The 19,156-nt window shown below is 44.9% G+C and carries 23 protein-coding genes, 2 pseudogenes and 1 riboswitch; of the genes and pseudogenes, 10 read left to right on the top strand and 15 right to left on the bottom strand.

Going from position 1 to position 19,156, the window contains the following annotated elements:
• Positions 1–300, bottom strand: a pseudogene (locus L5L77_RS15350) (transposase); the annotation flags it as partial.
• A gap of 384 nt (positions 301–684) precedes the next feature.
• On the opposite strand from L5L77_RS15350, the gene L5L77_RS15355 reads away from it, so the two are divergent.
• Positions 685–840, top strand: coding sequence for a hypothetical protein (locus tag L5L77_RS15355; RefSeq protein WP_198572234.1), 156 nt, complete (start codon positions 685–687; stop codon positions 838–840).
• A 166-nt stretch (positions 841–1,006) separates the two neighbouring features.
• Here the strand turns inward: L5L77_RS15355 and L5L77_RS15360 are convergent, their stop codons facing one another.
• The 4 genes from L5L77_RS15360 to L5L77_RS15375 are packed head-to-tail and all read right to left on the bottom strand — an operon-like array spanning position 1,007 to position 4,908.
• Positions 1,007–2,017 carry an alpha/beta hydrolase gene (locus tag L5L77_RS15360; RefSeq protein ID WP_263192897.1) on the bottom strand — a complete coding sequence of 337 codons (1,011 nt, stop codon included), beginning with the start codon at positions 2,015–2,017 and terminating at the stop codon, positions 1,007–1,009.
• A 58-nt stretch (positions 2,018–2,075) separates the two neighbouring features.
• Complete coding sequence (locus tag L5L77_RS15365) at positions 2,076–2,591, bottom strand: cyclophilin-like fold protein (protein WP_263186860.1); 516 nt, start codon at positions 2,589–2,591, stop codon at positions 2,076–2,078.
• 19 nt (positions 2,592–2,610) lie between these two features.
• Positions 2,611–3,660 carry an NAD(P)-dependent alcohol dehydrogenase gene (locus tag L5L77_RS15370; protein WP_263186861.1) on the bottom strand — a complete coding sequence of 350 codons (1,050 nt, stop codon included), beginning with the start codon at positions 3,658–3,660 and terminating at the stop codon, positions 2,611–2,613.
• 15 nt (positions 3,661–3,675) lie between these two features.
• Complete coding sequence (locus L5L77_RS15375) at positions 3,676–4,908, bottom strand: MFS transporter (protein WP_263186862.1); 1,233 nt, start codon at positions 4,906–4,908, stop codon at positions 3,676–3,678.
• A 138-nt stretch (positions 4,909–5,046) separates the two neighbouring features.
• Here L5L77_RS15375 and L5L77_RS15380 point away from each other — a divergent pair, with 138 nt between their 5' ends.
• The 4 genes from L5L77_RS15380 (at position 5,047) to L5L77_RS15395 (ending at position 9,938) form a co-directional block, all read left to right on the top strand.
• Positions 5,047–5,937 carry a LysR family transcriptional regulator gene (locus L5L77_RS15380; protein ID WP_263186863.1) on the top strand — a complete coding sequence of 297 codons (891 nt, stop codon included), beginning with the start codon at positions 5,047–5,049 and terminating at the stop codon, positions 5,935–5,937.
• A 359-nt stretch (positions 5,938–6,296) separates the two neighbouring features.
• Positions 6,297–6,408: riboswitch (yybP-ykoY riboswitch) on the top strand.
• Between the two features lie 92 nt (positions 6,409–6,500).
• Positions 6,501–7,502, top strand: a complete 1,002-nt coding sequence (locus tag L5L77_RS15385; protein ID WP_173496527.1) for a sodium:calcium antiporter — start codon at positions 6,501–6,503, stop codon at positions 7,500–7,502.
• Positions 7,503–7,594: 92 nt separating this feature from the next.
• Positions 7,595–7,987 carry a GGDEF domain-containing protein gene (locus L5L77_RS15390; protein WP_263186864.1) on the top strand — a complete coding sequence of 131 codons (393 nt, stop codon included), beginning with the start codon at positions 7,595–7,597 and terminating at the stop codon, positions 7,985–7,987.
• A gap of 241 nt (positions 7,988–8,228) precedes the next feature.
• Positions 8,229–9,938 (top strand): potassium/proton antiporter, encoded by a 1,710-nt coding sequence (locus L5L77_RS15395; protein WP_263186865.1) that lies wholly within the window; start codon positions 8,229–8,231, stop codon positions 9,936–9,938.
• 76 nt (positions 9,939–10,014) lie between these two features.
• Here L5L77_RS15395 and L5L77_RS15400 read toward each other — a convergent pair whose 3' ends face one another.
• From L5L77_RS15400 to L5L77_RS15410, 3 genes and pseudogenes are all read right to left on the bottom strand, one after another.
• Complete coding sequence (locus L5L77_RS15400; protein ID WP_263223041.1) at positions 10,015–10,374, bottom strand: hypothetical protein; 360 nt, start codon at positions 10,372–10,374, stop codon at positions 10,015–10,017.
• Positions 10,364–10,579: a helix-turn-helix transcriptional regulator gene (locus tag L5L77_RS15405; RefSeq protein ID WP_263186867.1), complete on the bottom strand. Its 216-nt coding sequence runs from the start codon at positions 10,577–10,579 to the stop codon at positions 10,364–10,366. The genes L5L77_RS15400 and L5L77_RS15405 overlap by 11 nt, the downstream gene beginning before the upstream one ends.
• A pseudogene (locus tag L5L77_RS15410) lies at positions 10,572–10,949 on the bottom strand (hypothetical protein); the annotation flags it as partial. The gene L5L77_RS15405 and the pseudogene L5L77_RS15410, both read right to left, overlap by 8 nt.
• A gap of 119 nt (positions 10,950–11,068) precedes the next feature.
• Here L5L77_RS15410 and L5L77_RS15415 point away from each other — a divergent pair.
• Both L5L77_RS15415 and L5L77_RS15420 read left to right on the top strand, forming a co-directional pair.
• On the top strand, positions 11,069–11,230 hold the full coding sequence (locus L5L77_RS15415) for a hypothetical protein (protein WP_263186868.1): 162 nt from the start codon (positions 11,069–11,071) through the stop codon (positions 11,228–11,230).
• Between the two features lie 70 nt (positions 11,231–11,300).
• Positions 11,301–11,534 (top strand): helix-turn-helix transcriptional regulator, encoded by a 234-nt coding sequence (locus L5L77_RS15420; protein WP_263186869.1) that lies wholly within the window; start codon positions 11,301–11,303, stop codon positions 11,532–11,534.
• A 79-nt stretch (positions 11,535–11,613) separates the two neighbouring features.
• Here the strand turns inward: L5L77_RS15420 and L5L77_RS15425 are convergent, their stop codons facing one another.
• The 4 genes from L5L77_RS15425 to L5L77_RS15440 form a co-directional block, all read right to left on the bottom strand.
• Positions 11,614–11,853 carry a hypothetical protein gene (locus tag L5L77_RS15425; RefSeq protein WP_263223043.1) on the bottom strand — a complete coding sequence of 80 codons (240 nt, stop codon included), beginning with the start codon at positions 11,851–11,853 and terminating at the stop codon, positions 11,614–11,616.
• Positions 11,854–12,041: 188 nt separating this feature from the next.
• Positions 12,042–12,656, bottom strand: coding sequence for a hypothetical protein (locus L5L77_RS15430; RefSeq protein ID WP_263186274.1), 615 nt, complete (start codon positions 12,654–12,656; stop codon positions 12,042–12,044).
• Between the two features lie 239 nt (positions 12,657–12,895).
• The gene (locus tag L5L77_RS15435) at positions 12,896–13,051 is read right to left on the bottom strand and encodes a hypothetical protein (protein ID WP_263223045.1); all 156 of its coding nucleotides are present in this window, start codon (positions 13,049–13,051) and stop codon (positions 12,896–12,898) included.
• A 609-nt stretch (positions 13,052–13,660) separates the two neighbouring features.
• Positions 13,661–14,110 (bottom strand): Arm DNA-binding domain-containing protein, encoded by a 450-nt coding sequence (locus tag L5L77_RS15440; protein WP_317629713.1) that lies wholly within the window; start codon positions 14,108–14,110, stop codon positions 13,661–13,663.
• A 170-nt stretch (positions 14,111–14,280) separates the two neighbouring features.
• On the opposite strand from L5L77_RS15440, the gene sbcB reads away from it, so the two are divergent.
• Together sbcB and cdd are read left to right on the top strand one after the other, a co-directional pair.
• Positions 14,281–15,699: an exodeoxyribonuclease I gene (gene sbcB, locus L5L77_RS15445; protein WP_263223046.1), complete on the top strand. Its 1,419-nt coding sequence runs from the start codon at positions 14,281–14,283 to the stop codon at positions 15,697–15,699.
• 211 nt (positions 15,700–15,910) lie between these two features.
• Positions 15,911–16,801 (top strand): cytidine deaminase, encoded by an 891-nt coding sequence (gene cdd, locus L5L77_RS15450; protein WP_105252885.1) that lies wholly within the window; start codon positions 15,911–15,913, stop codon positions 16,799–16,801.
• 125 nt (positions 16,802–16,926) lie between these two features.
• On the opposite strand, the gene L5L77_RS15455 is transcribed toward cdd, so the two are convergent.
• The 3 genes from L5L77_RS15455 to L5L77_RS15465 form a co-directional block, all read right to left on the bottom strand.
• The gene (locus L5L77_RS15455) at positions 16,927–17,160 is read right to left on the bottom strand and encodes a DUF1289 domain-containing protein (RefSeq protein WP_131524340.1); all 234 of its coding nucleotides are present in this window, start codon (positions 17,158–17,160) and stop codon (positions 16,927–16,929) included.
• A complete protein-coding gene (locus tag L5L77_RS15460) occupies positions 17,135–17,485 on the bottom strand; it encodes a VOC family protein (RefSeq protein WP_105252887.1) in 351 nt (116 codons plus the stop codon). The genes L5L77_RS15455 and L5L77_RS15460 overlap by 26 nt, the downstream gene beginning before the upstream one ends.
• A 102-nt stretch (positions 17,486–17,587) precedes the next feature.
• On the bottom strand, positions 17,588–18,292 hold the full coding sequence (locus L5L77_RS15465) for a DUF445 domain-containing protein (RefSeq protein ID WP_105253144.1): 705 nt from the start codon (positions 18,290–18,292) through the stop codon (positions 17,588–17,590).
• A gap of 435 nt (positions 18,293–18,727) precedes the next feature.
• On the opposite strand from L5L77_RS15465, the gene L5L77_RS15470 reads away from it, so the two are divergent.
• Positions 18,728–19,108, top strand: a complete 381-nt coding sequence (locus tag L5L77_RS15470) for a VOC family protein (protein ID WP_028760394.1) — start codon at positions 18,728–18,730, stop codon at positions 19,106–19,108.
• Positions 19,109–19,156: the final 48 nt, after the last annotated feature.

Genomic DNA, 19,156 nt, shown 5'->3' on the forward strand with positions numbered 1-19,156 from the left:
GTTCATCGAGTCTGACATCAAGAGAGCGGTAGCCTTTTTTAGGATAAGATTGTGCTCCTCAAGACGAGCTATTTGCTTCTTCAGYTCACGGATTTCAATTTGTTCAGGGGTAATCGGAGATGCTTTTGGTGTGCCACCCTGGCGTTCTAGYTTTAACTGTCTCACCCATTTATCCATAGTGGAYTTACCTACGTTCATCGCCTTTGCAGCTTCGATGATGCTATGGTTTTTATCGAGGACTAATTGGGCWGCTTCAAGTTTGAATTCAGCACTAAATGTTTTTCTGGTTGTCGATCTCATGTGTTCACCTAAAGTCATCTACGAGGTAATAATATCACCTCTATTTAGGTGGCCAAAATTAGTGTGCCACTACAATGCTTGCGAAGAAAGAGGTATATAAAGGCAGAAAACAGGCTCTCAGAATAGAACAAATAACTGAACTTAAGCAAAGGCTGTTGCAGGTGAAAATAAGAAGGCTTTAGCAAGTGAGGATTAGATTAGCCAGCAGACATTATATTCTTATCTCAAAGGATCTTAAAATTCAGATCACGTATAGAAATTGTCTTAAGGTTAATTTCGAGGGGATGGGCGCAAAAACCTACAAAGTTTGAATCTCTTCATTGCGAGCTGTTAAAATAAGAGAGCAGTGAGTTAGCACCGTATTGTTCAGGAATACAAATAATCATGACAATAGATAAAATCTCACTTATCAACTTAATACTGATGGCAACACTTGTTTCCCCAACAACAAATGCAGACTCTATAGATATCAAAGCGTTACAGCTTAAGGCCAATCACAGCGACACTCAAACCAGACTTGAACTTGCCGAACATTTCTAAAACGGAAATGACGTTGAACAAAATCTGGAAAAAGCATTAACTATATTGCTTAACAACTTTGAATATGTAGGGTTCTTGAATTACTACGAGTAAATTCATGCAGTTATAACTAGATTGCCAAACTCATTATGCCACTACACTATATATTTCATGATTTAGAATCCATTCATAAGTTTTTTCTAAAAAACTCAATCAACTTATCCCATGGAATAAATGCAGTTCTATCATACAAATCAACATGGCCTGCATCTTTAACATAGTAAAGCTCCTTTGGCTCGCCCGCTAATTGATAGGCTTCTTCACTAAACTCCTTTGAATGAGCCTTATCGCCAGTAATAAACAACATGGGCCGTGGTGAGATGGTTTCAATATCGTTAAACGGGTAGAAGTTCATAAATTTTATGTTACTGGTCAGTGTTGGGTGAGTTGTTAACTGTGGTGAGGAGCTTGCTGGCGTATATTCGCCCCGAGGCGTACGATAAAAATCGTAAAACTCGCGCTGGATTGGATGGGTATCTTTATCTAACTGATGCACTGTTCCGCTGGTATATTGAATTTCACCGCCACTAAACTCAACGTCACGCTGTTTCGCAGCAGCTGCAATAAGCTTTTTACGTTGTTCAACGGTTTGAGAGTGGTTTAGGGCATGACGATTTACAGCCCCCATGTTGTACATACTCACTGTCGCAATAGCTTTCATGCGCGGGTCAATCTTGGCCGCACTAATCACAAAACTGCCACTACCACAGATACCCAGCACGCCGATGCGAGCACCATCTACCAAGGTTTGAGTGCCCAGATAATCGACCGCGGCACTAAAATCCTCGGAGTAGATATCGGGCGAAACCGCATTACGGGGTTGACCTTCGCTTTCGCCCCAAAATGACAAGTCTAGAGATAGGGTAATAAACCCTTGTTCTGCCATTTTTGTGGCATATAAATTAGCACTTTGCTCTTTTACCGCGCCCATTGGATGACCGACAACAATAGCTGGATGAGTCAGTTTTTTATCGAGGTTTTTGGGGATAAACAGATTGCCCACAACAGCCATGTTATATTGATTTTTAAATGTAACCCGTTGCATAGCCACGCTATTGCTTTGGTAGAAATTATCAGCGCCATTAGACATATCCTGCGCTAATGTAGGAAGACTTAACGTTGATAACAGGCCTAGCATTATTATTGCCTTAGTGATTTTATTTAATTTTTTCATATACATTACAGATTTCCTATTCTCAATAATCGCCATTTGTAGCTCGCTCAATTCGCACTTTGATATCACTATCGCCCATAAGGACTTCAACTCCCCCGTCAATCTGACCAATGCGGATCAGTCCTCGCGAATAACCAAAGTCATGATAGAAAAAGGCAAGGTTTCCCCAAGGCGCAAAATACGCAATGTCGCCCACTTTTGGGGCATAACCTTCTGGCGCTTCTTTATGCGAAAGCTTTGCGGGTAAATCAGAAATTTTCTCGGTGCCGTTGTAATCAGCAAGCTCGAGAGCCAAAGGCAGTAGCTTCACAAAATCCCGAGCCGCCTGCGTGTTTTCAAGCGTTGCGGTTAATGCTGTGTCTTCGATGATGATGCGTATCTTTATTGCACTCTTTTTTGCACTGCGCATAGCCATAGACTCACTGTGTTGACTGAATGAAACTGAACTCGCAGCGGATGCGATCACAATGCTGGACATAAACAGGAATACAACCATAAACATCCGCACGACCAGAACGCTTAACCATCGAATACCCATAATTCACACTCAGGTTCAGCTAGCGCGTTAACGTCGCGTTGTCGATAACAAACCGATACTTCACATCACCCTTCAGCATGCGCTCATAGGCGGTGTTAATCTCATCGGCGCGGATCAGTTCTATATCCGCCACTATGTTATGCTCAGCACAAAAATCGAGCATCTCTTGGGTTTCACGGATCCCACCTATCATTGAGCCCGCAAGGCTGCGGCGTTTCATAATCAGATTAAACACATTGGGCGAAGGATGATTTGTTGCAGGCGCGCCAACTAAGGTCATAGTACCGTCGCGCTTTAATAGGCTTAAAAAAGCGTCCAGATCATGGGGAGCCGCAACGGTGTTCACAATCAAATCTAAACTCTGCAAATGCTTAGCCATTTCATCGACATTTTTGGAAACAACTACTTCGTCAGCGCCCAAGGCTTTGGCTGCATCACGTTTAGATTCTGAAGTGGTGAATGCCACAACATAAGCCCCCATTGCATTGGCGAGCTTAATCCCCATGTGGCCAAGGCCACCAATGCCGACAATACCGACTTTTTTACCCGGTCCTGCATGCCAATGACGAAGCGGTGAATAAGTTGTGATACCCGCACACAGAAGCGGTGCCACTGCCGCTAATTGCGCTTGTGGATGACTGATACGCAGCACATAACGTTCATCAACCACGATTTGTTCCGCGTAACCACCGAGCGTATGTCCAGGCGCGTCATGGGTTGGGCCGTTATAAGTGCCCACCATGTGATCGCAGTAATTCTCTTGATCATCAATACATTCATGGCAGTGCTTACAGCTATCAACGATGCAACCCACGCCAACCAAGTCACCCACGTTAAATTTGGAGACATGCCCGCCCACGGCGGTCACTCGGCCAACAATCTCGTGACCGGGGACGCAGGGATATAAGGTCCCCGCCCATTCCGAACGTACCTGATGCACATCCGAGTGGCACACCCCGCAGTAGTCGATGCTGATCTGCACATCATCCTCGCCGGGTGGGCGTCGCGTAATAGTCATAGGTTCCAGCGGTAAATGACTGGCATTTGCACCAAAAGCATTAATCTTCATAGTAAAATTCCTTAATTATTGAGTGTGAAGCAGCAGTTTTGGTGTCGAACGCTTAGTCCAATACGCCAATAAAGCAGCCGCAGCTAACAAGGTTGCACTCAGCAAAAATGTGCTGTGGTAACCATTAAAATCAAATAGAACACCGCCTAAGGTTGAGCCCAGCCCGATAGCCAATTGGATAACCGCCACCATTAAGCCGCCAGCGACTTCAGAATCATCCGGCATAGTTCGCGCAAGCCAAGTCCACCATGCAACGGGCGCCGCAGTGGCAACGCCGCCCCACAATGCAAGCAGCGTCGTTACGGCAACACTGCTATCGCTAAACAGGATTAACGCTAAAGCAATTACCGCCATCACCAACGGAATAAAGATTAACGTGCGGTAGAGATTCTTTTTCAAAAACACACTGACGAACAGCGTCCCCATAAAACCCGCCACACCCATCACCAGCAAAATGAACGACAAGTTATTGCTCTCTACGTGGATAGCGGTTTCCAGAAACGGACGCACATAAGTAAACAGCGCAAACTGCCCCATAAAGAACAACACAATTGCCAACATCCCCAATCGAACCAAAGGCTTGTTTAATAGAGAAAACACATTCGCAGAGCCAGCAATGCGTTTTTCGGGTTTCATCGCGGGCAAACTAAACCACATCCACACAAACGCAATAAGCGCGACGGGCACCAAGCCGAAAAAGGCACCTCGCCAGCCAATATGCGCACCAAGGTAACTACCCAGCGGCGCAGCAATCACCATAGCCAACGCGTTGCCACCATTGAATATCGCCAAGGCTTTAGGGATCTTCTCCGTTGGAACCAGACGGATCGCCGACGCGCCAGACAAAGACCAAAATCCACCAATCACGACACCAATCAAAGAGCGGCCCAGCATATAAATTGAGTAGTTAGGGGCATAAGCAATCACAATGCCAGATACCAGCATTAACGATATGAGCCCAAGTAGGAGTGACCTGCGATCCGTATCTTTAGCGATTGATGCGATACTCAAACTGGTTAACACGGCAAAAAAACCAGATATCGCAATGCCCTGCCCGACCAATCCTTCACTCACATTCAAATCCGCGGCAATCGGTGTCAGCAAACTAACAGGCATAAATTCCGAGGCGACCAAGGCAAACACGCATAACGACATCGCCAGCACGCCACTCCAATTTGCCGTTTGTTGTTGACTCGCTTGCTGAATCGCACAGCATGGTTCTAACGTTTCGCATACCTGAGTGGTCATTACATACCTATCAATGGTTAAATTTAAATCTGATTGACTTTGTGGTAGCTATTGTTTCAAATGCACTGGAACCTTACTAGCTAATGAATGATTATAGAGCTTATTAGCTCAGCTAATTAAAGTGGTATAGAAAACAGTATGATGAAACGGAATCTGAACGACCTTTTATGCTTTGTCACCGTCGCTCGCGAAGGCAGTTTTACCCGAGCCGCCGCCTTGCTCGGCGTCACCCAATCGGCACTGAGCCAAGCGATCAGTGGTTTAGAGACCCGACTTGAAATCAGGCTGTTAACGCGCACCACCCGCAGCGTATCGACGACAGTGGCTGGCGAACGCCTGTTACATGCAATAGGTAATCGATTTGATGAAATTGAATCCGAGCTGGATGCACTAACGGCCATGCGTGATAAACCTGCCGGAACAGTCAGGATTACCTGCGGTGATTTCGTGCTGCGAACTTTACTCATCCCAAAACTGTCGCCGTTACTCCACAATTATCCCGATATTAAAATAGAATTCGATGTGAATTATGGCTTTAGGGACATAGTGGCAGATCGCTTCGATGCCGGCATCCGCTTAGGCGATACCATAGATAAAGACATGATCGCGATCCCTATCGGTCCCCATCAAACAATGGCGGCCGTGGCGACTCCCGCTTATTTTGCACAGCACCCCATCCCCAAACACCCGCAGGATCTTATCGGGCATAATTGCATTAACATTCGCTTCCCGACCCACGGTGGTTTGTATGTATGGGAATTTGAAAAAAACGGCAAGCAATTGAATGTGCATGTGGACGGCCAACTTATCTTTAACGCATCGCACCATATAGTCGATGCAGCCTTGCAAAGCAATGGTATAGCTTACCTGCCTGAAGCAGAGTTTGAACCCCATATCAAAGAAGGGCGTTTAGTCAAAGTACTAGAAGACTGGAGCCTGTCTTTTGCCGGCTATTATCTGTATTACCCCAGTCGCCGCCAACCCTCCCCCGCTTTTACACTAGTCGCCGAAGCTCTGCGCATGTCGTGATAGTGCATTACAGTTTTGGTAATTTTATGGACGACTGATTTGGACTTGTCAGATAAAAGCCACTACATAGCATTATGCTGATATTCAATACAAAATGTGATTGTGCTCAACATCATCCAAACAGATGATAGAAATTATACGAGCTGTCTAGCACCGATTATTGTTCTAGAAACGACCCCAAGAACTTGATATGCGATGTCGCTGATACGCAAAGTTGCGAAAACATCGCGGAGTAAAAACGGTTTTTTAGCCTAAAACCAAGTTTGTGAATTCTAGAAATGGGTCACTTCAGAAAAAAGAAAATAAAAGTACACTAAAACCTAATGGCGACATTTACCTGCAAGAACGGTAAAATGCCCCCCATTGTCATTGGGGAGTAGTCATCCTTAGCCTCCCACTAAGGAGTCCACGTCAACAAAATTGAGGTCTAACACCTCATGGCGTGGTCAGCCTCTGCGAATGCGGAGAGCCAGGCGAGACCTTTGGCCGCAATACGCTTTCCCAGCCGGGCGAGCAGTGTTGTCGTGCCATTGGATTATTGCTCGCCCGGCCGGATTGCTCACATGATCCTTACTCTTACTCTGTTTTTCCTCTCGGCAGGTACCATTTATTTGGCCTGCGAATACTTCGTCAACGGCATCGAATGGTTCGGCCGCCGTTTGAATCTTGGCGCGACTGCAGTGGGTTCAGTACTTGCTGCCTTCGGTACAGCACTACCTGAAACGGCGGTGACCTTCATTGCCGTTGTCTTCGGCAAAACACCAGAGCAAAAGGACATTGGCGTCGGCGCAGCCATGGGCGGTCCGCTCGTTCTCGCTACCTTAGCCTATGCAGTGGTCGGCTTGGCACTGATTTACCACCATCGCCGCCTTCAACGGGAAACGTATCATGTACGTGCCGATCACGCCCGTATGAGTCACGACCAGCTCGCCTTTCTCGCAGTGTTTGTAGTGAAAGTGGCACTTGGCCTAATCGCCTTTGCCATCAAGCCGTGGCTGGGTGTCTTGTTTCTCGTAGCCTACGCAATCTATGTCTGGCGTGAAATTCAGGAGAGCGACACAGCGCCTGAAGAAGAGATTGAACCTCTCAAAATTCAACCTTCCGTGACGGAGCCATCGTTAAAATGGGCGGCGCTGCAAGCCGTGTTGTCCCTGATAGTCATAGGCATTGCATCCCATATATTCGTAGGTCAACTTGAGGCCATTGGCACAGCGCTACAATGGTCACCACACTTGGTAGCATTGCTGCTGAGTCCAGTGGCGACAGAGCTACCCGAGATGATGAACACACTCATATGGATACGGCAAGGAAAGGAACGCTTGGCATTGGCGAACATTTCTGGTGCCATGATGATTCAGGCAACGATTCCCAGTGCGTTGGGTATCTTCTTTACGCCATGGCTTTTTGATGGCCCACTGATGGCGGCAGGAGTCATTACTGCTTTGGCTATTATTTTTCTATGGCAGCTATTTCGGCGAGGCGTTGTCGATGCGCGTGCATTGGTCGCAGTAAGCTCATTGTACGGCGTATTTGCCTTGCTAATTGCGTTCTACTTCCCTCTCTAAGGAGCAAAGTGTCAGAGAACGCCGTGTGGTACGGCGTTCCTATTTGGCTAAATTTGCCCAACACGCCAAGAGTGTAATGTTAAATTTTGTAAATGTTGCAAAAAATTGATTTAAATGAATTAAACTTTTCAGCGATCCTTGTGACCATCACTAGTGATGATCAATGTATATATCTCGTCACAAAAGCACTACGCACAGCGATACACCGCCCGAACGATTTGGTTGCGCACTATGGTGGTGAGAAATTTATTTGTCTATTACCGGATACTCAGCATTTAGGCGCGATGAACATACCTCATCGTCAACGCAGTGCTAGCTTTACATTTATTCTAGTTTCCAAGCGGTCACCATTAACTGGCGTTGCGCGTATTCAACCTTATCGGCATTTGAAATGGCAAACGCTTATCGAATCCGCAGATAAGCAATCATACTTAGCTAAAAAGTATGGACGTAATCAAGTCAGCAGGGCCAGCTTGCTACGGTAAACATCATTATTGAGTGCCAATCGTAAATTTTGATTTTTGAAATTATCAAAGTTGAAATGTGAGATGAATCATGTAGTGTTTGGATAAATAGAATCATTGACTACAAGACCAAAATGCATAATGCATTTGACGATTTCTAACTGACAATCAGGCTTAGTGAAGTATCTTTTCAGAGCTGGCGCAGTCATTGAAAGCTCTGTAGTGGTTTAATTTCCCTACATTAATTAAAGAGAAACTATTTATGTTTGTGATCGATCAAATTATTCTCCTCGCCGCGATTTTGATTATTCTTGGTATTTTATCCAGTAAATTATCTGCGAGATTGGGTTTACCCGTACTGGTGCTCTTTCTCATGGTGGGCATGTTAGCTGGTGAGGATGGCCCTGGAGGTATTGTTTTTGATAATGCACAAATTGCTCACGCGCTTGGGTCTTTAGCTTTAGCCATTATTTTGTTTGATGGTGGTTTGCAAACACCCGTCGCGTCGATTAAGCAAGTGTGGAAGCCTGCTTCTGTATTGGCGACTTTAGGCGTATTGGTGACAGCCATGATCACTGGTGCTGCAGCAGCTTATATTCTAGATGTTTCCTTACTTTACGGTTTACTGATTGGTGCCATTGTTGGTTCAACCGATGCCGCCGCCGTATTCTCATTACTGCGTAATGCAGGTATTCATATCAACCCACGCCTTAAAGCCACATTAGAAATTGAAAGTGCGACTAACGATCCTATGGCAATTTTTTTAACAGTTGGCTTATTGGAGGTCATGGTCAAAGGGCTTGAACCAGGGACTGGATTATTGATGCTGTTTATCCAGCAAATGGGTATCGGCTCCGCAGTGGGTTTAGCGGCAGGCTGGTTATCAGTACGTATTATTAATCGTATCCATCTGACGACCTCTGGATTATATCCTGTGATGGTCGCGGCATTTGGTTTACTGTCCTTTGGCGTAGCAGCTAATCTTGGCGGCAGTGGCTTTTTAGCTATTTTTATCGCTGGTGTGGTGATAGGGAATAGTCGTTTTGTTTTTCAGCGCAGTACCTTTTTATTTCACGATGGTTTGGCATGGTTAGGCCAGATTGTTATGTTTGTTTTTTTAGGCTTGCTGATTAATCCTTCGTCTTTGCTGGATGTCTGGCAGGAAGGACTGATGATTGCAATCGTCCTGACCTTAATCGCGCGACCCTTGTCGGTAATCCCTGTACTGAAGATTTTTGGCTTTAATGCGCGTGAAATTACCCTAGTATCCTGGGTTGGGTTACGTGGTTCGGTGCCTATTATTCTGGCTATATATCCGCTGATTTATGGCCTGCCTGGTGCCAGTCTTATTTTTAGCGTAGTGTTTTTCGTCGTGTTAATTTCAGCGACAATACAGGGGTCAACATTACCCTGGGTTGCACGCGCTTTAGGACTTACGGAACCGCCTCCTGCGACACCTGCAGCGACACTGGAAATTACTGCTTTAGGCGATGTGGATGCTGACATTGTCGAGTATCAATTGGGCGATACCTCACGCGCTTCTGGTCGCCGTTTATCCCAAATGGCTTTACCTGACGGTACAGTAGTGGCGATGATAACCAGAGGAAACAATGTAATTCCACCTAGGGGATCAACGTTCCTGTATGCTGGCGATCATTTATTTATTGTGATGAAACCCGATGTGCGTGAGTTTGTTGATCTGGTTTGCTCTGGTGTTGCACAAGCCAATCATTATGAATTACCTACGAGTGAATTGAAGTTGAAAGGTTACACCAAAGTAGCAGATTTAAAGCACTCCTACGGTATTGAACTCTCTGCTAATGATAATTTGTCATTAGATGAAGTGCTTCGTCAGAGCTTGACTGACGAGCCGACCTTAGGTGCAAGTAAAGATTTTGGTGAAGTAATATTGCATGTTCGTGAGATGGTGGGTTCGAGGATTGCGACAGTGGGTATCGTACCGAACCTTTGATAAAATCCAATCAACGGGTTAGCAGTCTTGGTGGACAACCGTCTAACCCGCCAGCCCTCGCAAGAGGGCGTTCCTTCTAATTCATCCTATCTAGCAGTGTCATTTCGGCTTTTCTTAGCCAAAATATGTAAGACTTTTTGCTGTCAAATCCCATTAAGGCCCACTGATCTTTACACAGGTAATGGGTGCGAATGGCGCGTTTGCAGTTTATGGATAACTGCTCAACGAGGTGGTCAAAATGGCCGACATGGGCAGGCACGTTGAGTTCGTGCTTTAAGTTGCCGCCGCCCAGCGCTTCACCTAAACGGTCGCAGGCGCTGCGGTTCGAAAACCCCTTACCCAACTCTTGGTGCACCCAATAACGGCCCCAGCGATATAACCCTAACCGCAACGCCTTAATGTTCATCATCTGCTCGGGTTCATCGCTAAAGCACATTGGCCACCTCATTTATCTTCTCGATGGAAAGCTTAAACACATCAAGGCATATCGATGTCACATCGTCATAGAGCGCAGTAGTACGGCCATTTTCCCAACGTTGGTAAGTGTTGCGGCTAATGCCGTAAATATCAGCCACTTCGTCTTGGGTCATGCCCCGTAAACGGCGCCCTACTTTTAGTACATCCGCAGCGCGATTAGCCATAAATCCTCCTGCGTGAAGTCCATAACCCAGTTGTGCTAATTAATATTGATATCGTCATAACCACTGGCTCGTGCGGCTCAGTGGTCGATTGGCGCATAATCTCGGGCGCCACATCATCAAACCCCAGTGTGATTAAGTGCGCATGATAGGCATCCAACGCCATCAACATGCCCTTATCTAAAGTGCTGTTGACGTAAGTGCGTAGCAGCAATGGCAAGGCGTGATTCAAAATCCGCTCACCCACCATGGTATCTACGCCCATGTCGGCAATAATGGTGCGGCATAGTTTTCTTAGTGCGTGGGAGGTAAACGTCTTAAACCGAATCGTCTCACTCCAATACTGCGCGGTGCGTATACTCACTGGCCGCACCTAACCTGGGAGCAAAAACACTCATACGACGGACATTGAAGCGGTTATCTGCATCGGCGAGGCGTTTTATTGCAACGCGGCGGGCCATTCACAAAAGCAAGCTGACATTGCGCAGCACAATGCTATTTAAACAGCAACTGTTATCACTGCGCCCTGCTCTCACCTTCACGGCGTTTAACGGTGCATATCATCCACAGGTATATTGCACTGCGATATTCACTTTTGAGGGCAATCAAATTGGTGGCTCAGTGTCCTATGACAAGGCTGGCGAGCTTGATTAGCGAATATCAAACACTGATTTGCCCGCATGGCAAACATACCAAACTCTGCCCAGCACCAAGGAGCATCAGCATGAAGCAATCTGCAATCACCAAAGACGCTTTACGCCAGTGGTACACCCTGCCCCGCAAAGTGCCGCTCTTTCTTACCACTAAGGAAGTCATGACACGCTACCGGATTAGCTCATCAGCAACGCTTTGGAAGTGGCGGAGAAACGACGGTTTCCCTGCTCCTATCCATAATGGCCGTCATTACTTAAAAGCGTCGCTAGATAAGCGGGATGAAAAACAGCAAGTCGCGGCTTGAATTGATTTATTAAGCCTTAAGATAAAGCCCCATTTTTGGGGCTTTATTTTTAGACCTTTATCGATGGACTGTTAGGCCATTAACTCATCGCCTTCGACATTACAGCCTTTACTACCGCAGTTAGTGCTACTGCTACAGCATCAGTGATGGTAGCGGCGAGTCCTGTGCCAACCAGTACTATTTGGGTAATTAACAAGACACCATCGGTTGATATCCATGCGACCACTGTCGCGATAAATGATACCGCAGCGACTATGGCTCCAAACCAGCTTAGGCCATTGACGTTTCTAACAAAGCTATACATCGTCATTGATAACATAGCGTTTTAATGAGCTGAAAAACTGCATCTAGCAGCCCCTAAAAGAAGGCTGTAGCGATCAGTTCATCATTTTTAAGGTTAGTTCAAATGTGACGTTTAACAAAGGCTCACTTCGCTGGATGTTCAACAACAATCACGTTAGTGGCAATAGTGAACTGATTGAATCATTCATGCGATATTTTGATGTTTTACCGTCCCATTCTATCGGGCTGCAGCCGAGACGTTATGTACTCTAAACCTGCTTGATAGCCTGCGGTTTCTGTTGTGTCACCGTTTTTGGCTATTAAATAAGTGGCTTTAAACATCATCAGATTACAGACGGTAAGATAATAAAAATCATCGTCTTGCTTGAAAGCACAAAACTTTTTCCACGGTATGGTGATGGATTTACCGCTAGGGGGCACAAACGTTAGCGTCGAGGCTGTGGCGGTCACTGTATGGCCCCCTTCTAGGCTCGCAAGGCTCTGTAAAGTTGTGTTTTCAATCGTTCGATCCAGAGTGGTTATCTTGCATGCAAATTTGTTAGCTTGATTTTCGGCGATGTTTTTTAATACAAATTTCCACACAAGAAGGTAAGTGATAGCGCAAATTGCGATTGCGATATATGTCTCTGGGGTGTGAATTTCTACGAAAAAATAAAACATTAGTAACGGGGATAATAACGGGATCCATAGGAGTAATGCACGAACGATAAGGGCATATAACCACTTAGCTAAACGAGCATTCTTTGCAATGCGTGCTGAATTTATTCTTTCCGCGATTGTGATTAACTGTTCCCGCGTGATTAAAAATTTTAGTTCCATGATGTCCTTGCTTAACGTTAATCCGAACACTGTGCCAAGTGTATGATTAATTGAGTTGAAATGACTAAACCATAAATAAAGCTGATATTGAACAGATAACAGTTTACCTTGTGCCGAATTGAGCTCCAATGCACCTAATTACAAAGAGGTGTTTCTGCTGCACTGCAACGCAACTGATTTACATACTGAATCAGCTCACCATTTTCTGCTGTCAGCGACAAACATGCCTACCCTTCTTTCTAACACGACAATTTTTCTAACACGACTATTTTGCTATCACCCAGAGCTGCCAATCTCAGCTTATTTGTCCATTTTTCATAGGCCTCAGCTTGATCATCTAACCAATCATGTTTGTGGTACACCGCCATCACCCCGCCTAATAGATGGCCTAGCATCTTCTCTGCCACATGGGCAACACCCCAGCTTCTAACATTCTGGTCGATAATGTGCGTCTAAAATCCTGAATACGCCAGTCAGGGATTTCTAGTCTTAGTTTGACCTCGCGGACCAGCTTATTTACTGAAGCGATGTTGCCTGGGCGCTTAAGATCGTTTGCTGCGGGAAAACTCCATGGCGAGTGATAGAGGTTCCACTGTTCTTGTAATATGTCGAATAAGGCGGGACTGATTGGCCTTCGGATTGACAAATTAGTTTTGCTATTATTTATCGGAAGGTCCAGACCATCGACTCAAGGTCAAAATCAGCCCGTTTGGATTTTAATATTTCTGATATACGCCCCCGTTAGTAAACATGCCTTGATGGCATTGGTTACTGCTTTGGGCGCGCGGCATTTATCAAGCTCACGGATGATTTTGCCACACTCTAGAATGGTGAGTACTCGCGAACCGACTTTGGGCGCGGAGCCCACATCACTGACTCGTAGTTGAAGGACATCAACAAGCGATATCATTTGCCGGCGAACGGACCAGCTAAGCACCGTCTTTAATTGTTTGAGTATCGCGCCTGCGGTAACTCGACTATAAATTGCCTTTTATCGAGAAAATCTATCCACTCGCCGAGTGTGATACTTTCGACTTTGCGATCAGCAAAGCATCATAGAGATGTGCTCTAAAGCAGGATTGGTAAGGAGTAACAGTTCCCAGCTTAAGTGCTGCACTTCGCGCCGATAAAAACTGTTCACAACAATCCCTCAGTGTTGTCTGGTCCACAAATGTGTTGCACTGTTTCCAAAACACACGTGGATCTATATTATTTGCCACTGAGTTCCGTAACTCAGGGATCAGTTTCCGTGCGTCAGCTAGTTTCAAATCAGGATAACGACCAAGGGTTAAGCGTCCATGTTGATTATCAATCCTAAATCGATACTGCCATGTTATAGTCCCTGCAGGGGTAATACGAACGCTTAAGCCGTCGCGGTCTGCAAGCTCTGGTTTCTCTAAATATGGATTGCCGTTTATTGCACGTAACCAATTGTCAGATAAAGATATTTTAATTACCCTGTGTACATGTGATTTTAGCTAATCTGACGCGGAACCCAGTATATACAGATATGCACTCACATCTAAGTTGTAACAAACTAAATTGATGTGAATAACAACGAATCCCAATAAAGCTATTTAACTTTCAATAACATCATGTTAAATGCTTTAGAGAACGAAAATAAATGAAGATGAAAGACGATAAAGCAGGGTCGATTTTTTGGCACGACTACGAAACATTTGGAGCGAACCCAGCGAAAGACAGACCCTCGCAATTTGCTGGCATTCGCACGGATTTAGATCTCAATATCATTGGCGAGCCTGAGACATTCTATTGTAAGCAAGCCACTGATTATTTGCCGTCTCCGGAAGCAATACTAATCACAGGGATCACTCCACAGTTAGCTAATTTAAAAGGCATCCCTGAAACTGAGTTTATGGGACGAATTCAAGCGCTATTTAGCCAACCAAACACTTGTGTTGCAGGTTATAACTCACTGCGTTTTGACGATGAAGTGACCCGTTATGGCTTTTATCGGAACTTTATCGATCCCTATGCCCGTGAATGGCAAAATGGCAACTCTCGTTGGGATATCATTGATTTAGTGCGCGCTTGTTACGCATTTAGGCCCGAAGGCATTAACTGGCCGACAAAGGAAGATGGCTCTCCGAGTTTTAAGCTAGAACATCTGACACAAGCGAATGGTTTAAGCCATGAGAAAGCCCATGATGCTATGTCTGATGTGTATGCGACCATCGCTATGGCAAAACTCATTCGCGAGAAACAGCCTAAGTTATATCAGTACTATTTTGACCTGCGCCGTAAGCAAGCGGTTAGCGATCAAATCGATGTGCTCAATATGCAGCCTTTGGTTCACGTGAGCTCTAAAATTAGTGCGCGCAATGGTTGTGCAACGTTGATCTCACCCGTAGCGCACCATCCTACTAACAAAAATGCCGTTATTTGCGTTAATTTAGCCATGGATTTAACGCCGCTATTCGAGCTAGATGTCGAGCAAATTAAAACGCGCATGTATACGTCAAGGGCTGATCTTGCCGAAGATGAATTACCTATCGCAGTAAAACAAATTCATCTTAATAAGTGCCCTTTTATCACCTCGGCAAAAATCCTCAGTGATGAGCATGCCGCTCGTTTAGGCATAGATAAAGAATTTGCCAGAGAGCAGTATAAACGCCTAAAACGTCACCCAGAATTACGTGAAAAACTGGCGCTATTATTTGAGCATGATGACAGCAGAGTAACCACAGATCCCGATTTGATGCTGTATTCTGGTGGGTTCTTTAGCCAAGCTGATAAAGCAAAAATGGAAATCATCCGTCATACCCTACCGAAAAATCTAGCGGCGTTAGATTTGCAGTTTGATGATCCACGTATTCCTGAAATGCTGTTTCGTTACCGCGCCCGTAATTACCCTGAACTACTCGATTATGCAGAGTCGCAGCGCTGGCGTGAATTCTGTCAAAGTCGCTTAGCCGATCAAGACTACGTACTTAAATTAGAAAATTTGCTACAAGAAACACAAGCGGATGAGACTAAGCAAAAGCTACTTGCTGCCCTTTGTCATTATTTGCGTGAACTTTAAGTTGTGTAAATTCAAGCTTAAGTCTTTTTTTTTATAGTCTTAAGCTTATTTGTGTGCACCAATAGACTTACTCTATACGTGAGTAACATAAGTTTATCACTCTCGATAGCACTGACATTGACAGCGTATAAACGCGAGCTAACTCGCATTTATGCTGTAACAAAATTACTAGAATGTTCTTCCATGAACTTAACAAATAAGGAATAGGGAAATGCAAGATAGATTCATTCGTAGCATAACCCAACTGCCAACGCCGTTAGCCGATGCACTTATCCCAATGTTGCACCAGAATTTTGCTGGACACATTGATGCGCAGCAACTTGCTACGCTAACAAGTGCAAGCAAAATGACCGAAGCAGAAGTGTTATTAGCATTACTGCCGATAGCAGCGGCATTGGCCAAACCGCCTATCAGTGAGTTTTATGTCGGCGCGATAGCCAAAGGTAAAAGTGGCGATATCTACATGGGTGCCAACTTAGAATTACCCGGTGAAGCGTTATTTCATTCTGTCCATGCAGAACAAAGCGCTATCAGCCACGCATGGCTCAGTGGTGAAAGCCAAATTGTTGATATCATAGTTAATGCCAGTCCTTGCGGTCATTGTCGTCAGTTTATGAATGAACTGGTTGAAGGGAGCAAGATCTGCATTCATCTACCCGCACAGGAAAGCCATCCTCTGGCCTATTATTTACCCTATGCTTTTGGGCCAAAAGACTTAAATGTCACTTCGCCCTTAATGGCCAAGCAACAAACTGAATTTGCACTAGACAGTGCCGATCCTATGATCATAGAAGGCTTAGATCATGCCGGTTTAAGCTATGCACCTTACACCCAAAGTTTCGCCGCTGTGGTATTAGAAACTCACGATGGTGCAACCTATTGTGGTCGCTACGCAGAAAATGCAGCATTCAATCCTTCTATGCTGCCTATGCAGATGGCCTTATCAAATCTGGCACGCCACAATCGTGAGTTTAGCGATATCAGCCGTGCGGTTTTAATTGAGTCATCTCAAGGAAAAATCAGCTTAGTTGGCGCGACTATGGATGCGCTCCATACCGTTGCCGCCATCGAACTTGAGCACATAGTGGTAGATCCAGTGTAACGTCTGCTTCAAGATGCCAAGGTGCTTCAAAATGCCAACGGCGAAATACGTTTATGCGTATTTCGCCGTTCGATTATCCACTTAAAGCTTAAAAATCAATTATCGTAGGTAATTCTGACGGCTAATCATGCTCCATCCTGTCTTCTACTAACCGCGTCATTGAACTTAGCCAGATACTCCCCCTTACGCTCCTCCATCCTGATAAAACAAGCTTGCCGCTCCACTTCCGACATAACGCGCCACGCTAAAATTTCATCAAGATGCCTGAAACAACCTAAACAAATATCTTGCTGATCTAAACAACAATTTCGAATACAAGGAGTGACATTAGGATCATTCTGACCAGACGGCATATTCATTGCCACAAGGTTCAACAAAATGGAATCGACGGCCTCCCGGAAAACTAAAGATGTCAGCTGTGATAATGCCACCAGCTGTTACGACAGCCGTCAGAGTCAATTCTAAGTTCTGGCTGTAGATCACAATCAGCGGGCAACCTTTTGCGAGGGTGAAATTCACATCGGCTTGATAGAATCCCCCAGTAATGCCGACATCCATAAAGCAACTGTATTCAGGGCCATAATCGACATAGGTCCATCCAAAAACTTGGCTAAAAAAAGCCTTAGAACTCGCAATGTCGCGACTTGGGATTTCCAAATAATTGATACTGTGGTGACGGTTCATAGACTTCCTTGCTATTTAATCAGGACACAAAATGATGAACATAAAATGCGTAAGTAAAAATGGGAGCCAAAGCTCCCATTCTATTCGCGGCTTTAACTCAGGTTAACCTTGGATTAAGGCTGCGGCAAGTCCAATCAGACCGCCAAACACGCCGCCCCAAATCACTAACCAACCTAAGTGCGTTTGGATCATGTCCTGAACGATTTGTTTCACCATTTGCGGTGTTAACTCGTTTAATCTTTGCTCCACTATGTTAGCAATTTTAGTTTGCAGATCGGCCATCACATTTGGCTGTTCAATTTCTTGTTTCAGCAACTCGTGAAATGCATCGCTTTGTGCCATTTCAACTAAAGAAGCTTTCATCTTCACAATAAACGGCTCTTTTAACGGCAATAAGGCATCTGTGCCACCAAACATAGACAACATGCCGCCAAAGGAAGATTGGGCGACTGTGCTAATTAACGCATCAAAAGAAGGCGCTAAATCAACCTTTTCAATCACTGGCGCCAAGTCTATTTTACTCAGCCCTTCTTTTTCAGATAGGAATCGGTCGATATTTTCAGTGGTAAAAAACTGTTTCATCATCAAATGAGCAATACCCGCCTTAAACTCTTCAAAACGAGAAGGCACAACTCCCGAACCATAGAGTCCGGGGACTTTCTCAAACAACATATAAACTGCAACCCAGTTGGTAATTGCACCCGATAAAGCAAATAATCCGACATTCAGGACAATTGCCGAATTCATCAGGTAACCCACAACGACCAAAGCAGCCGCCAATAAATTCGTCACTAAACTCTTATTCAATCTCATATCCCCTAAGGTGGCATCGATAAGATGCAAAACTCGCCTATATTAACAAGTTAACGGGAGTCAGGTCTAACACTCAAACCACAGTAAACAAACCCGTTTTAAAATCTGTTTTCAGTGCTAAGTCTTGGCGCGAGGGGCAAGATGAAGCCCATCAACTAAGCCGCAGCGCCACTGAGCCACAAGAAGCTGATTAGCCAGCACCAAATAAAGTGAATCTCCTTGTAGAACATTAAGTTAATTTAATGTTTGCCGACCTAAAAAACGCAAAAATTTTAATTTACCGTCTGTGAATTATCAACTTGCCTCAACTACACTCAATCAAGATAACGTACAAAAAATATGGCTCAAAATACAGACGGTACTGAACACTGACAGTTAACCTCGGCTCAATACACAAAATTTACCCAAAATAGAATAAAGGATGCGCTTATGGAATCGGCTTTTAACACTGCAGGGGCGTTAAGTTGGCATGAATTGACAACCAATAATACCGAAGAAGCTATGCACTTCTATGCTGAGATTTTTGGCTGGCACTTTAAAACCGTCAAAATGCCCCACGGCAATTATCATATTATTGAAAATCAGGGCGTCAGCATTGGGGGGATCACCGATAGTTTGCTCCCAATGCTTCCCTCACATTGGACTGGCTACATTACCGTTAACGATGTCGATCAAGTCGCTATCAGCGCAAAAAAACTTGGCGGGGATATTCTGTTTGGTCCTGAAGATATACCCGAAGTAGGCCGTTTTTGTTGGATAAAAGATCCACAAGGCGCCATTATTGCAGCGATTAGTTATTTAAATCGCTGATCAAAAATAGCGTCCAACATAGCGAGTATTGACGACTCAAAACATTAG

Source organism: Shewanella sp. SM29, from assembly GCF_025654245.1.
Taxonomy (GTDB): Bacteria; Pseudomonadota; Gammaproteobacteria; order Enterobacterales; family Shewanellaceae; genus Shewanella; species Shewanella oncorhynchi.